The organism is Halosaccharopolyspora lacisalsi, assembly GCF_014137975.1.
Classification (GTDB): Bacteria; Actinomycetota; Actinomycetes; order Mycobacteriales; family Pseudonocardiaceae; genus Halosaccharopolyspora; species Halosaccharopolyspora lacisalsi.
The window spans coordinates 63,368-77,862 of record NZ_JACGWZ010000008.1 but is presented as its reverse complement, the minus strand read 5'-3'; the positions used below and the strand labels follow the sequence as shown (position 1 = coordinate 77,862).

At 69.9% G+C, this 14,495-nt stretch carries 12 protein-coding genes; 5 read left to right on the top strand and 7 right to left on the bottom strand.

What is annotated here, in order from left to right:
* The first annotated feature begins 8 nt into the window (after window positions 1-8).
* The gene (recR, locus tag FHX42_RS23305; RefSeq protein WP_182546611.1) at window positions 9-605 is read left to right on the top strand and encodes a recombination mediator RecR; all 597 of its coding nucleotides are present in this window, start codon (window positions 9-11) and stop codon (window positions 603-605) included.
* A 437-nt stretch (window positions 606-1,042) separates the two neighbouring features.
* Here the strand turns inward: recR and FHX42_RS23300 are convergent, their stop codons facing one another.
* The 3 genes from FHX42_RS23300 to FHX42_RS23290 form a co-directional block, all read right to left on the bottom strand.
* On the bottom strand, window positions 1,043-2,707 hold the full coding sequence (locus FHX42_RS23300; RefSeq protein ID WP_182546610.1) for a hypothetical protein: 1,665 nt from the start codon (window positions 2,705-2,707) through the stop codon (window positions 1,043-1,045).
* 102 nt (window positions 2,708-2,809) lie between these two features.
* Window positions 2,810-3,985, bottom strand: a complete 1,176-nt coding sequence (locus FHX42_RS23295) for a mandelate racemase/muconate lactonizing enzyme family protein (RefSeq protein WP_235987826.1) — start codon at window positions 3,983-3,985, stop codon at window positions 2,810-2,812.
* Window positions 3,986-4,021: 36 nt separating this feature from the next.
* Entirely contained in the window at window positions 4,022-5,215 is a 1,194-nt protein-coding gene (locus tag FHX42_RS23290) for a M24 family metallopeptidase (protein WP_182546609.1), read from the bottom strand.
* 130 nt (window positions 5,216-5,345) lie between these two features.
* On the opposite strand from FHX42_RS23290, the gene FHX42_RS23285 reads away from it, so the two are divergent.
* Window positions 5,346-6,116, top strand: a complete 771-nt coding sequence (locus FHX42_RS23285) for an SDR family oxidoreductase (protein WP_182546608.1) — start codon at window positions 5,346-5,348, stop codon at window positions 6,114-6,116.
* A gap of 75 nt (window positions 6,117-6,191) precedes the next feature.
* Here FHX42_RS23285 and leuA read toward each other — a convergent pair whose 3' ends face one another.
* A complete protein-coding gene (gene leuA, locus FHX42_RS23280; RefSeq protein WP_182546607.1) occupies window positions 6,192-7,991 on the bottom strand; it encodes a 2-isopropylmalate synthase in 1,800 nt (599 codons plus the stop codon).
* Window positions 7,992-8,223: 232 nt separating this feature from the next.
* Here leuA and FHX42_RS23275 point away from each other — a divergent pair, with 232 nt between their 5' ends.
* A complete protein-coding gene (locus tag FHX42_RS23275; protein WP_182546606.1) occupies window positions 8,224-8,514 on the top strand; it encodes a hypothetical protein in 291 nt (96 codons plus the stop codon).
* A gap of 14 nt (window positions 8,515-8,528) precedes the next feature.
* Here the strand turns inward: FHX42_RS23275 and FHX42_RS23270 are convergent, their stop codons facing one another.
* The 3 genes from FHX42_RS23270 to FHX42_RS23260 all read right to left on the bottom strand — a co-directional run bounded on the left by FHX42_RS23270 (window position 8,529) and on the right by FHX42_RS23260 (window position 11,673).
* A complete protein-coding gene (locus tag FHX42_RS23270) occupies window positions 8,529-9,677 on the bottom strand; it encodes an aminotransferase class V-fold PLP-dependent enzyme (protein ID WP_220480775.1) in 1,149 nt (382 codons plus the stop codon).
* 86 nt (window positions 9,678-9,763) lie between these two features.
* Complete coding sequence (locus FHX42_RS23265) at window positions 9,764-10,375, bottom strand: nitroreductase family protein (protein ID WP_328796694.1); 612 nt, start codon at window positions 10,373-10,375, stop codon at window positions 9,764-9,766.
* Window positions 10,376-10,431: 56 nt separating this feature from the next.
* Window positions 10,432-11,673 (bottom strand): glycosyltransferase 87 family protein, encoded by a 1,242-nt coding sequence (locus FHX42_RS23260; RefSeq protein WP_235987824.1) that lies wholly within the window; start codon window positions 11,671-11,673, stop codon window positions 10,432-10,434.
* Window positions 11,674-12,045: 372 nt separating this feature from the next.
* On the opposite strand from FHX42_RS23260, the gene FHX42_RS23255 reads away from it, so the two are divergent.
* Both FHX42_RS23255 and FHX42_RS23250 read left to right on the top strand, forming a co-directional pair.
* A complete protein-coding gene (locus FHX42_RS23255; protein WP_182546603.1) occupies window positions 12,046-13,311 on the top strand; it encodes an aspartate kinase in 1,266 nt (421 codons plus the stop codon).
* A complete protein-coding gene (locus FHX42_RS23250) occupies window positions 13,312-14,379 on the top strand; it encodes an aspartate-semialdehyde dehydrogenase (protein ID WP_182546602.1) in 1,068 nt (355 codons plus the stop codon).
* Window positions 14,380-14,495: the final 116 nt, after the last annotated feature.

The window sequence follows — 14,495 nt, the reverse complement described above, 5'->3', positions numbered from 1 at the left end:
GGTTAGGCGTGTACGAAGGGCCTGTTCAGGACCTGATCGACGAGCTCGGCCGACTGCCGGGAGTCGGTCCCAAAAGCGCGCAGCGCATCGCCTTCCACCTGCTGGCGGCCGAGACCGAGGACGTGACCCGGTTGCAGGACGCGTTGCAGAGCGTCAAGGAGGGCGTGGTCTTCTGCGACGTCTGCGGCAACGTCTCCGAGCAGCAGCGGTGCCGCATCTGTCTGGACTCCCGCCGTGAACCGAAGCTGGTGTGCGTGGTCGAGGAACCCAAGGACGTGCTCGCCATCGAGCGCACCCGTGAGTTCCGCGGCCGGTACCACGTGCTCGGCGGTGCCCTGGACCCGTTGTCGGGAGTGGGGCCGGACCAGCTGCGGGTGCGGGAGCTGGTGAACAGGATCGGCACCGACGAGGTCACCGAGGTGATCATCGCCACCGACCCGAACACCGAGGGCGAGGCCACCGCGACCTACCTGGTGCGGTTGCTGCAGGACTTCCCGGGGCTGAGCGTGACGCGGTTGGCCTCGGGCCTGCCGATGGGCGGGGACCTGGAGTTCGCCGACGAGATGACCCTCGGGCGCGCGTTGTCCGGTCGCCGCACGGCCTGACGGCCGGGTGGAACCACCACGCGGCGGTGCACCCCGTCCCGGCCGGGCGGGGTGCACCGTTTTTTCGGGAACTCCCGCTTTTTCGAAAGCCGGTCCATGCGGCTGCTTTTCCCGGTAACGTTCGGTCCTGTCACCGAATTACCGGAGGTGCGTGGTGATGGTAACCCTGATGGTGTTCCTCTACGTGGTGACCTTAATGTTTTTTTTCTTCGCTCCCGTCATGTCCGCTCTGGGGAAATCCGGCACGAAGTCGAAGGGGCGTAGCGGCTCCCACGGCTCCGGCGGCGTCGGCGGCGTCGGCGGCGGCGGTGGTGGTGGCGACGGTGGCGGCGCCGGCGGCGGCGGCGGCGGAGGCTGCGGAGGTGGAGGCGGGGGAGGCTGCTGAGTAGCGCTCGCCCGACATCGACGGCCCCGCCACACGGCCGACCGGACGGACCTCAGCCGGCGGACACCGCTGCGGCGTGGTCGCGCGCCCAGCGAATGATGGCGACGGCCTCCTCGGAGTGGTCGCGCAGGGTGTTGTCGGCGAAGCTGAGTATCGGGATGTGGCCCGCGTGGTCCACCAGCGGTGGACGCGGCCGGTAACCCTGCTCGTGCACCCCCGTGCTACCGGGGCCGGGAGTGCCCTCGGCGAGGTGGCTCGTGGTTCGGGCATAGCGGGTCAGCACCCGTGGTTTCCGCAGCTCACGGGAGACGCCGAGCCACTGCTGGCTCAGCGGGAAGATCCCCGACAGCGCGTCCCACCACCCCTCCGAGGCGAGTACCAGCCGGGAGTGCCGTCGCCGCAGCTCGGCGGCGAGCTGCCGGTACCCCTCGAGCAGGTCGTAGCGCGGGTCGTTGAACCAGTAGCCGATGGTGTCCAGGAACGCCGCCTCGACCCCGAACTCCCGGATCATCCACGAGATCGACTCGATCAGGTGCTCGCGGAATCCCGGCTCGCCGGGGTTGAGGAACACCTGGTTGCCCTCGCCGATGCGGTCGCCGTCCCAGTCCGGCCGGTTGAGCAGCTCGACGTAGCGGTTCGTGCGGTTGTGGATCGCCGCCTGCTCCCAGCGGGGGTACTGCTTCACGTTCACCCCGTTGCCGCCGAACATCGGCATCAGCCGCACCCCGAGCTCGGCGGCCGTGGCCACCAGCTCCTCGAAGCCCGCCCTGCCGCCGAGGTCCGCGCCCGGCCGGTAGTCCGGATAGGAGAAGTAGTAGCGGCCCTCCCATCCGGGCAGGTAGGCCAGTACCCGGCGCGGGTCGATGTGGCGGGAGACGAACCGCAGCGTCTCGGCCATCTCGCTGAAGGTGTTGAACACGTAGCCGGTCCAGTGCTGGCCGTGCATCGTGACCACGAGTGCGATGTCGTCCAGCCAGTCCGGCTTGTCGGTGCGCGACCGCCAGGGCACGAGGCGGTGGGTCCGCTCCACGAAGGACATGTGCGCGTCGAGGTCGTCGTCGATCGTGGCGGGCGAGGCGTTCCGACGCAGTCGGATCGGCGGGATCCGGCAGGAGGTGGAGCGCGAGGTGGCCGCGGGCACGTGCAGCAGCTCGGTGATCGGTTCGTCGGCGTACGGGGGCCGGCTGACGTGCAGGATGTGCTTGCGCACCAGGGGATCGCGAATGCTCAGCGTCACTGCTCCGGCGTCGTCCCCGGCGGCCACCCAGGGGGTGGCCCAGGTCGGGCCGGGATAGTCGAGCTGGAACCGGTGGCCGTCGACGCCGAGGGTGATGTCGCGACCGGTGTTGGGCGCCCACCATCCCGCGCGCCACACCGCCGGGTCGAGCCCGACGAGCAGCAGCTTGACCGACTTGACCGGTTCGTCGTGAGCGACGGTGATCGCCCACTCCAGGACGTCCCCCGAGCGCGTCACCCGGACGTCGACCTCCCCGACGGCGAAGGTGCGCTGCTGGCCGAAGCTGGCGTAGCGGTCGCAGCGCAGGTGCACCTGGTCGCCCCGCGCCTCCGGCCGCGCGCTCGCCGCGTCGAGACCGTAGCCGTTGGTGGTGGTGAACACCTGGATCGCCCAGCGCACCCCGCCGTGAGCGGCACCGCCGGGCACCGGGAAGTAGGGGTCGCGGGGGTCGAAGCTGAGATCGTCATCGTGCAGGGCCACTGCTGCCTCGCTTAGGCGTGTCGGGTGACGCGCCTCACTCAACCCCCGCGGCCTTCGAGACATCAAGCCACGTCGTTCGAACGGGTGTATCCGCGTGGCGCCTCAGCGCTTGGGCAGCTCCGGGGTCGCGCTGCGGGAGGCGGGGTCGTCGAAGACGAACTCCCGACCGGATCTGGTGTAGAGCTCGGCGTAGCGGGCCACCCGGTCGCGGTCCAGCTCGACGCCGATGCCGGGACGGTCCGGCACCCGCAGCCGCCCGCCGGCGTAGGGCAGACCGCCGCCCTCGACGACGTCGTCGTCCAGCAGGGCGCCGTAGGCCTGGTTGGCGTAGGTGAAGCCGGGTGTGGCGGCCATCATGTGCGCCCCGGCGTAGGTGGCCACCCCGAGCTCGCCGAGGCTGTGCTTGACCACGGGCAGGCCCGCGGCCTCGCAGATGCCCGCCGCCCGCTTCATGTTCATCAGCCCGCCGTCCATCATGTTGTCCACCGAGACCGCGTCGGCCGCACCCTCGCGGATGACGTCGAGCTGGTCGTAGCGCGTCCAGGACGCCTCGTTGGCCAGCAGCGGGACGCTCGTCCGAGCCCGCAGCCGCGCCATGTCCGGGAGGTTGCGCCCGGAGACCGGCTGCTCGGCGAACTCGATGCCGTAGGGTTCCAGCGCGCTCAGCGCGCGCAGGGCGGCGGCGACCGACCACGCCTCGTTGGCGTCCACTCGCAGCGCCGCGTCCGCCCCGATGCCCTCGCGGATCGCGGCGACCCTGGCCACGTCGTCGGTCAGGTCGTCGGAGCCGACCTTGAGGTAGAAGCTGGCGGCTCCCTCGGCGGCGGCCTTCGCGGCACGTCGCCCCATCCACTCGGCCGAGCCGCGCGGCAGGTAGTGCACGTACTCGACCTCGTCGCGCATCCGGCCGCCGAAGAGGTTGACCAACGGCTGCCCGCACGACTTGCCGAGGATGTCCCAGCAGGCCATGTCCACCGCGCCCATGGCGGGACTGGTGGCCTTGACGTGGTGCCAGGTGCCGACGACGTCGATGAGCTTGGCGATGCGTTCGGTGCGGAAGGGGTCCTCGCCGAGGACGAGGGGCTCGATGGTGCGCAGCACCGCCGAGACGACCTCGACCGAGGGGTAGGCGGGAGCCTCGCCGAGGCCGACGACGCCCTCGTCGGTGTCGACCTCGATCAGCACGCTGATCATGCCGCTGCGCGAGCCGTAGGCCCACGCTTCCTCGGTGTGGAACGGAACGGCCACGGGAGTGCTGCGGATACCGGTGATGCGCAAGGGGGTTCCCTTCGGGGAGGGGGTGACGGGGGTCGTTCAGCGGACTTCGGTGGGTTCGCGCGAGGTGCGCGTGAGCAGTTCGCCGCCGGACTCGGTGACCAGCACCGTGTCCGAGACGAGGTAGTCCGGCGTCGGCTGGCCGAAGATCCAGGACAGCACGTGGAAGACCATCCCGGGGCGGATCACCAGGTCGCTGTCCCGGCGCAGCCCGACCACCGCGCTGCCGCCGACCCAGCTCGGCGGGAAACCGATGCCGACCATGTATCCGCAGTGATGGCGCTGGTACTCGGAATGCCCCAGACCGGTGTCGATGACCCGTTGCCACGCGGCGTAGACCGAACCGGCCGTGACCCCCGGTCGCAGCGCGTCGAGGACCGTCCACAGGCCCTCGGCGGCCATGTCCGCGGAAGCCGCGATGCCGGGGGGAGTCCGGTCGACGTGCACCAGCCGGGACAGCGGTGCGTGGTAGCGGTTGACCGATGCGGACAGTTCCAGGAACAGCCGCTCCCCGGTGCCGAGCCTGCGGTCCCGCCACGTGACGTGCTCCTGATCGAGAGCGTCATCGCTGCGAATGAGCGGGGCGAAGCCGGGGTCCTCGCTGCCCGCGGAGATCATCTTGTGGTAGACGTGCGCGGCCACTTCCCGCTCGCTGACGTCGGGGCCGGCGGCGTCGACGCCCGCGCGCATCGCCTTGTCCGAGATGCGTGCCGAGCGGCGGATCAGCTCGATCTCGGCCGCGGACTTGATCGCCCGGACCTGCTCGACCACTCCGGACCCGTCGTCGAACTTCCGGTCGTCCAGGGTCTCGCGGACTCCGTCCCACACCCCGAGCGGGAAGAACATCGCGGTCCGCTCGACGCCGAGGGCCTGTCCGGGGCCGGTGCAGCGGGTGATGGTGTCCACCGCCGCGTCGACCGGGTCCGTTCCGTCGGAGAAGGTGACGTGCTCGACCCCGGAGACCTGGGCGGTGACCGTGGGCCGCTCCACCTCGCGGGTCAGCAATCGAGGTGGCCCGTCGAGAGGCAGCACGAGCAGCGTGAAGGCGAAGTAGCCCTGGTAGTTCAGCCCGAGCAGGTAGTAGACGTTCTCCGGGCTGACCACGAGCAGCGCGTCCAAGCCGCGCTGGGTCATCCGGGCGCGTACCGCGGCACGCCGGGCGTCGAACTCGTTCTCGGTGAAGGGGGTGACGGGTTCGGTTCCTGTGGTGGGGGCAACACCCGGCGCGGCCATGCCCACAAGATGGTCATCGACAATCCGATTGTCAACAACTTGACCGAAACCGCGTGCCCATCGTCTCCGGGTCGCACATCCCCTCCCGAGCGGGGAATATCGCACCCGGGATTCGTGGACGGGAGGCGACATGGGGCCGGTTCTGGTCACGGGAGCGACGGGCACGCTGGGACGTCCCGTGCTGCAGCAGCTGCTCGCCGGGGGCGCCGACGTTCGTGCGCTCAGCCGGCGCGAACAACCTCCCTCGGAGGACGTCGACTGGGTGCGGGCCGATCTGGCCGAACCGGCCGGCTCGGACGGTGTGCTGGGCGGGGCGCTGGAGGGGGTGTCCACTGTCGTCCACTGCGCCAGCGACCCGCTCGGCGGTGACGTCGATGCGGCGCGGAACCTGATCGCGGCGGCGCGTGACGCCGGGGTGTCGCACCTGGTCTACATCTCGATCGTGGGCGTGGACCGGGTGCCCTTCCCGTACTACCGCACCAAGTACGAGGTGGAGCAGTTGCTGGAGAACTCCGACCTCGGTGTCACGATCCTGCGCGCGACCCAGTTCCACGACCTCGTGCTCGGGGTCATGCGGGGGCTGTCACGGTTGCCGCTGGTCCCGGTGCCCAGCGGTGTCGACGATCAGCCGGTCGAGGTCACCGAGGTGGCCGAGCGCCTGGCCCGGCTCGCGCTCGGCGATCCGGCCGGGCGGGTGCCGGACCTGGGCGGACCCCTGGTCCACACCTTCGCCGAGCTGCTGGTGCTGTACCAGCGGGCGAGCGGCGTGCGGCGCCGTGCGTTGCCGTTCCGCCTGCCGGGCAGGACCTTCCGCGCTTTCGCCGAAGGTGGTCACCTCGCGCCCGAGCACGCGGACGGTGCGGTCACCTTCCGGGACTTCCTGGCGCACCGCCTCCCGTGACCGCCCGGTGGGGTGTGCGATTTTCCCTAAAGTTGTGGCACAACTTTAGGGAAAATCGCACAAGGGGCGCGTCCGTCAGTGGTGGGCGCGGTTGACGGCCGAGACGACGGCGCGCAGCGACGCGGTGACCGTCGAGGTGTCGATACCGGCGCCCCACAGCACCGTGTCCTGCACGGCGCACTCCAGGTAGGCGGCGGCGCGGGCGTCGTCGCCGGAGCTCAGGGCGTGCTCGTGGTAGTCCAGCACTCGTACCTGGTAACCGATGGTGCTCAGCGCGTCGACGAACGCCGCGATCGGCCCGTTGCCGTTGCCGGAGATCTCGTGCTTGGTGCCGTCGGCGACGACCGTGGCCTCGATCGACTCGTCGCCCGCCTCCCCGCTGAGGTGCTGGCGGACCAGCTGCAGCGGTGCGGTGCCGTCGAGGTACTCCTCGGCGAAGGTCGCCCACATCTGGCTCGGGTCGACCTCGCCGCCGTCGGAGTCGGTGCGCTGCTGCACCAGCTGGGACAGCTCGAGCTGCATCTTGCGGGGCAGCTCCAGCTGGTGCTCGGTCTTCATCACGTAGGCCACGCCGCCCTTGCCGGACTGCGAGTTCACCCGGATCACGGCCTCGTAGCTGCGGCCGACGTCCTTCGGGTCGATCGGCAGGTAGGGGACCTCCCACGGGTACTCGTTCACGTCGACACCGGCGCGCTCGGCCGCGCGCTGGTGCGCGTCCATGCCCTTGTTGATGGCGTCCTGGTGGCTGCCGGAGAAGGCGGTGTAGACGAGCTCGCCGCCCCAGGGCTGCCGTTCGGGGACCGCCAGCTGGTTGCAGTGCTCGACGGTGCGCTTGACGTGGTCGATGTCGGAGAAGTCGATCTGCGGGTCGACGCCCTGGCTGAACAGGTTCATGCCCAGCGCGACCAGGTCGACGTTGCCGGTGCGCTCGCCGTTGCCGAACAGGCACCCCTCGATGCGGTCGGCCCCGGCCTGGTAGCCGAGCTCGGCGGCGGCGACGCCGGTGCCCCGGTCGTTGTGCGGGTGCAGCGACAGGATCACCGAGTCGCGCCGGGCCAGGTTGCGGTGCATCCACTCGATGGAGTCCGCGTAGACGTTGGGGGTGGCCATCTCCACGGTGGCGGGCAGGTTCAGGATCACCGGCCGCTCGGGAGTGGGCTGCCAGATCTCGGTGACGGCGTCGCAGACCTCGACCGCGTAGGACAGCTCGGTGCCGGTGAACGACTCCGGCGAGTACTGGAAGCGGAAGTCGGTGTCCGGGTACCTGGCCGCGTGCTCCAGGGCCAGTTCGGCGCCCTGGACGGCGATCTTCTTGATCCCCTCGCGCTCCTCGCCGAAGACCACCCGGCGTTGCAGGATCGAGGTCGAGTTGTACAGGTGCACGATCGCGGAGTGGGCACCCTCCAGCGCGGCGAAGGTGCGCTCGATGAGCTCGGGGCGGCACGGCGTCAGCACCTGGATGCGCACGTCGGAGGGGATGGCCCCGTCCTCGATGATCTCGCGGACGAAGTCGTAGTCGGTCTGGCTGGCCGCTGGGAAGCCGACCTCGATCTCCTTGTAGCCCATCCCGACGAGCAGCTCGAACATGCGGCGCTTGCGGGCGGGCGTCATCGGGTCGATCAGGGCCTGGTTGCCGTCGCGCAGGTCCACCGCCGACCACAGCGGGGCGCGGGTGATGCGCTGGTCCGGCCAGGTGCGGTCGGACAGCGAGACGTCCTCGACCAGCTCGGGGAACGGGCGGTAGCGGTGGAAGGGCATCGAACTGCCCCGCTGCGGGTTCCAGGGTTGCTGGTCGGCGGGGGCGGGCCGTGAGGGCGTGCGCATCCTGCCCTGATGACCGCTGCCTTGACTACCGGGTTCGGACGTGGCGCTCATACGGATGGAAGCTCCTGCTCGTGCGCGAATGTCGGAAGGTCACGACCGGCGCGTTCGTACCCCGCGACGAGGGGCCGGTCTAGCGGACCCCGTCGCGGCGGCGAAGCAGGAGGGTGTAAGCCACGGACCCACCCTAACCGCGACCTGTGTCCGACACGCAACCGAGTGTTCCGGATGGTGGACATGCTCACGCTGGAAGCGGGAACGAGTCGTGATCGGGCAGGCTGGGCACATGGCTGCGAAGAAGGGCAAGAAGGGGCAGTCGCCGGTGGCGACGCTGATCAACGGTGCGGGCTTCCTCGTGGCCGTGATCCTGGTGCTGCACGCGGTGTTCGTGCTGGTCGACATACCCTCAGCCGCAGGGCTGGAGAGTTCGGTGGCGCAGGCGGCGGGTCCGCTCGCGCTGTTCTTCCCCGGCCTCGTCGACGCGCCGGGGCACGTGGTGCAGGTGCTGCTCGACTTCGGGTTGGCCGCGTGTTTCTGGCTCCTGCTGGCCGCGTTGCTCTCCCGCGTCTTCGGCTGAGGTCGCGATCGCCGTCAGGATCGTCCGTTCTCGGGGTCGAACCCCGCCGGCAGCTCGTGCAGCACGGTGCCGAGCGCCTCGACCGCCTCCCAGACGTCGACGTAGCTCAACCAGGCGGGGGAGAACCCGAACCGCAGCAGGTCCGGTTCGACGAAGTCGACGATCACCCCGTGGGCGAACAGTCCCTGCACCAGGTAGCGGGCGTGGTGGTGACGCAGCACGACCTGCGCGCCTCGGGGCGCCCCCTTGGGCGGCTCCAGGACCTCCGGGGCCGTCCCGTCGCGGTACGGCTCCAGCCGGGTGAGGAAGAGCTCGACGAGCGACGAGGTCTTGTTCTGCAACGACGCGGAAGTGACGGCGCCGAGTCGGGACAGGCTCTCGCGGAAACCGGCGACCGAGAGCGTGGGCGAGCTCGTCCGCCTCCCCGCCGGCGACGTACCGGCGGTGCGCTCGGTGGCGTGGTGCCGCTCGGCGACGAAGTGGTACGCCGGAGCTCCCGCTCCACCACCCAGGTACTTGTCGCCGCAGCCGATGGCGAAGTCCGCCTCCCAGGTCCCCAGATCCACGTGCAGGGCCCCCGCCGAATTGCTCAGGTCCCACAGCGCCAGCGCACCCGCCCGGTGGATCTCGGCGGTGATTCCGGCCGCGTCGCGCACCGCGCCGGATCGGTCGTCGACGTGGGCCAGCGCCACGACCGCCGTGCGCTCGTCCAGCACCTCGTCCAGCTCGGCGAGGTCGTCGAGCAGCACGAGCTCGCTGCCGGTGAAGTCGGCCGCCGAGCGGGCCAGGTAGCGGTCGATCGGGAAGCAGTCACGGCCCACCACGAGCACCGACCGTCCCGGGCGCAGTTCGGCACCGGCCACCAGCGCCCGGAACAGGTTCATCGAGGAGGAGTCGGTGAGCGCGAGTTCGGAGGCCGACGCCCCGAGCAGGGCGGCGAGGTCCCGTACGGCGCCGCGGAGCTCGGGGAAGGGGTTGTGCCCCCTCGGTGGACGCGCCCAGTGGTGCTCGATGAACCTGCGTGGTCGTATCGCCGTGTCGATGGCGGGACTCGTGCTGTTGCCGTCCAGGTGGATCACACCGGGCGACGGACCGCGGTGGTTCCGCAGCTTCGCCAGTGGATCCACCTCGTCGAGCGCTGTCGCGGCTGTCCTCGTACTCATCCACACGAGTGAAGGTCTACTCCATTACTTGACGGTAGGTAATGGATCACGCATTTCGAACGCGCAACTTCACATGGACGGGCGACTCAGGGGAAGGTGGGATCCCCCCAGTTGCCACTGAACACCACGTCCGACAGCGGTTTGCGCGAGCGTGGCGCGGCTTCCTTCTCGCGCAACTTGTCCGGGAGCTCGTCGGTCGTCCCCCGGGCGCCGACGGCGATCGCCACGAGGGGTTCGAAGCCCTGCGGGACGGCGAACTCGGCGCGGGCGGCCTCCCGGTCGAACCCGGCCATCTGGTGGGCGACGAGACCCTCGGACACGGCCTGCAGCACCAGGTTCTCGGTGGCCAGCCCGAGTCCGTACTCGCCGTAGGGCAGCGGTTCGCCCTCTTCGTCGACCGTCCGGGTGACTCCGATCGCCAGCACTGCGGCGTTGGCCGCCCAGCCGTGGTTGCCGCGGGAGAGCGTCGAGAGGATTCGGGTGAAGGCCTCGTCACCGCGCCGCCCGGCCAGGTAGCGCGCGGGTTGGGTGTTGCCCCACGACGGTGCCCACCTGGCGGCCTCGAACAGGGCGGTGAACTGCTTGTCGGTCAGTTCCACCTCCGGATCGAGCCCGCGCGGGCTCCACCGCTCGGCCAGCAGCGGGTGCAACGGCACCGAGGAGTCCGCGGGCTTGCCCACTGTCGGGTCCTCGTTCACGATGATCGACCTCCGTTTTCGCGAGTTCATTCCAGAAACCGGTGGAGCCGAGTGACTCACATGGCGTACTGCCAGGCTGTCAGGGAGTAGGCGCCGAACCACGAGCCGAACGCTACGAGCAGCACGGTCGTGCTCACGGCGGTCGCCGTGCGGCGGCGGGCCAGGCCGATGGCCACGGGCAGCAGCAGCGGGAAGGCGGGCAGCAGCAGCCGGACCTTCGAGTACATCAGCCCGTCGGACCCCAGGTCCTGGGCGAGCACGAGGAAGGCGAACAGCACCAGTGGCCACGGCATCCGGTTCCGCAGGCACAGCACCATGAGCACCAGCGCGGCCAGGACGATCCACACGGTGAAGGTCTCCAGCACCGACTTGTCGCCGGAGAGGGTCTCGAGCATGAACGTGGCCGTGGCCACCCCGCCGTCGAAGGCGGAGTCCCAGCCGCGCTGCTGCAGTTCGAAGTAGCCGTTGACGTCGTCGGTCAGCACGGCCACCCAACCGAGGTAGACCAGCATTCCCGAGGGAGCCAGCACCATCGCCGCCCACGGGCGCCAGCTGTCCCGCCGCCGCACGATCGCGATCAGCGCGGCCAGCCCGACCACGGCGATCAGGGCCGCCGCCGTCGGCCGGACCGCTCCGGCGGCGGCGCAGCACAGGCCCGCCAGCAGCCATTTGCGCTCGATCACACCGATCAGCGCCCACACGGCCAGGGCGCAGAACACCGCCTCCGAGTACGCCATCGACAGCACGACCGACATCGGTGCCGCAGCGAACAGCGCCACCCACAGCAGCCCGACCGAGTGGGAACCGCCGATCCGGCGTCCCAGCCGGGCCAGCCCGTACGCGCAGACGATGCCCGCCACCAGGTTCACGACGATCGCCGCCGCGGACACGCCCAGCCCCGGCAGCACGGCGAACAGCCGAATCAGCAGTGGGTAGGCGGGGAAGAACGCGAGGGGGGTCTCCGGGTGCCGGTTGCCGTGGCCGTCGACCATGTTCGGGTCGACACCGCCGTAGCCGTGCGCGGCGATCTCCAGGTACCACTGGCCGTCCCACGACCGCAGGTTGTTCAGCGTCGACTCGTCGTTGGCCGCCGAGAGCCAGGACAGCACCAGCACCCCGAAGAGCCGGATGGCGAGATAAACCACACCCGGAGCCAGCAGCAGGAGTTCGCGGTTGTACCGCCGCAGGGGGGTGCGAACCCGTTCCCGCAGCGCCGAGGAACCGCGTCGCCGCAGCGTGGGGGTCGTGTCCGTGGTGCCGGCCCGGTGCGGATCGACTGCTGGGTCGGTGGTGGACAACGGGTTCCTCTCCCTGTCGACAACCTGAACCACCAGGCTAGTCACCCCCGATGGGAGTGGGCTTGGGCGGTGAGGTTTCGGTAGGCTGGTGTGGCAGCGGAGCGGCCTGGTAGAGGACGCCCCTGTTCGAGGGCACCCCGAGTGGGTGTCCGAGCTCGCCCGGGTTCGGGCGGGTTCGGCGCTGTTCCTCCGCAGGCCGACGAAGTCGTCGGCGCGGCGCCGGTCTTTCGGTGTTGTTTCCCCGTCGGTTTCGTCAGCCCCGGTGTCAGTGCGGGACGTCCGCACCCGGGCTGTCCGCGCCTTGCGGGGGTTTTCGCCCGGTGAGGCTCCTCGCGGGGCATGCGAGGAACGGCTCGAGGAGGTTTGTTACACGTGGCGCTCGTCGTCCAGAAGTACGGCGGTTCCTCCCTCGAGAGTGCTGATCGAATCAAACGGGTCGCCGAACGCATCGTCGAGACTCGCAGGGACGGTAACGACGTGGTCGTGGTGTGCTCCGCTATGGGAGACACCACCGACGAACTGCTCGACCTGGCCCGGCAGGTGAATTCGGACCCGCCGGAACGCGAGCTCGACATGTTGCTGACCGCGGGTGAGCGGATCTCCAACGCCCTGGTGGCGATGGCGATCGAGTCGCTCGGCGAGCAGGCCCGCTCGCTCTCCGGCTCGCAGGCCGGTGTGATCACCACCTCGGCGCACCAGAACGCCCGCATCATGGACGTCACTCCCGCTCGGGTGCAGGAAGCGCTCGACGAGGGGCAGGTCGTCATGATCGCCGGCTTCCAGGGAGTCAGTCAGGACAGCAAGGACATCACCACGCTCGGTCGTGGTGGCTCGGACACCACGGCCGTGGCGGTCGCCGCCGCGTTGAACGCCGATGTGTGCGAGATCTACACCGACGTCGACGGTGTGTACACGGCGGATCCGCGCATCGCGCCGGACGCCAGGCATCTCGACCGCATCACCTACGAGGAGATGCTGGAACTGGCGGCCACGGGCGCGAAGGTGCTGCACCTGCGCGCCGTGGAGTACGCCCGCCGATACGGCGTGCCGCTGCACGTGCGCTCTTCGTACTCACCCAAGTCCGGAACGATCGTGTCCGGCTCAGTGGAGGATCTTTCCGTGGAACAGGCGATGATCACCGGCGTGGCCCACGACCGGTCGGAGGCCAAGGTCACCGTGCGCGGTGTCCCGGACAGCCCCGGAGTGGCGGGCAGGATCTTCCGCGCGGTCGCCGACGCCGAGATCGACATCGACATGGTGCTGCAGAACGTCTCCAGCACGGACTCGGGACGTACCGACGTGACCTTCACCGTGTCGCGCAGCAACGGCGGCGAGGCGGTCGCGGAGCTGGAGAAGGTCTCCGGGGAGGTCGGGTTCTTCGAGGTCGTCTACGACGACAACGTCGGCAAGGTCTCGCTGGTCGGCGCCGGGATGCGCTCGCACCCCGGGGTGACGGCGACGTTCTGCGAGGCGTTGTCCGACGCCGGGGTGAACATCGAGATCATCAACACCTCGGAGATCCGGATCTCGGTGCTGGTCGCCGACACCCAACTTGAGTCCGCGGTCAGTGCGCTGCACTCGGCCTTCGAGCTCGGCTCCGACGAGGAAGCCGTCGTGTACGCGGGGAGTGGTCGCTGAATGAACACGAACACGGGACCGACCGTGGCCGTCGTCGGAGCCACCGGCGCCGTCGGCAGCGTCATGATCGATATTATGAACCAGCGGGAAACCGTGCCGTGGGGCGAGATCCGACTGATCGCCTCACCCCGCTCGGCGGGCAAGAAGATCACCGTGCGCGGTGTCGAGCGCACCGTGGTGGAGCTGAGCCCGGAGGCCTTCGAGGGCGTCGACATCGCGATGTTCGACGTGCCCGACGAGCTCTCCGAGCGCTGGGCGCCGGTCGCGGTCGACTGCGGTGCGATCGCGGTGGACAACTCGGGGGCGTTCCGCATGAACCCCGAGGTGCCGCTGGTGGTGCCCGAGGTCAACGCCGCGAAGGTGCACGAGCGCCCGAAGGGCATCATCGCCAACCCGAACTGCACGACGCTGTCCATGATGACCGCTCTGGGGGCGCTGCACCAGGAGTTCGGGCTGCGCGAGCTCGTCGTCTCGTCCTACCAGGCGGCTTCGGGCTCCGGGCAGGAGGGCGTCGACCGGCTGCGCGACGAGATCTCCGCCGTGGCGGGCAAGGAGGTCGGCGAGCGCTCCGGTGACGTGGCCGAGGCGCTGACCGCCGCCGGAGTGCCGGAGGAGACGCCGTTCAAGGCGCCGCTGGCGCTCAACGTCGTGCCGTGGGCGGGTTCGCGCAAGGAGGACGGGTGGACCTCGGAGGAACTCAAGGTCCGCAACGAGTCCCGCAAGATCCTCGGCCTTTCCGAGCTGAAGGTCTCGGCCACCTGCGTGCGGGTACCGGTGGTCACCACGCACTCCCTGGCCGTGCACGCGACCTTCGAGAACGAGGTCGGCGTCGAGCGGGCTCACCAGGTGCTCGAGGCGGCCCCGTCGATCGCGGTGCACGACGACCCGGAGCAGCAGGTGTTCCCGACCCCGGCCGAGGTCGTGGGTCAGGACCGGACCTACGTGGGCCGGGTGCGCCAGGCGCTGGACTTCCCGAACACGCTGGAGTTCTTCGTCTGCGGTGACAACCTGCGCAAGGGCGCGGCGCTGAACACCTACGAGATCGCCGAGACGCTGGCCCAGGGCTGATCGGGTGAGTGCCGGCGCCCCCTCGACCACCGGGCGTGGGCGCCGGCACTTCCACATCGCACCGCTTCACCCGAACCGGTGTTCGGCTCGGTGAAGCCTGAAGCTCGTGCCGCCGG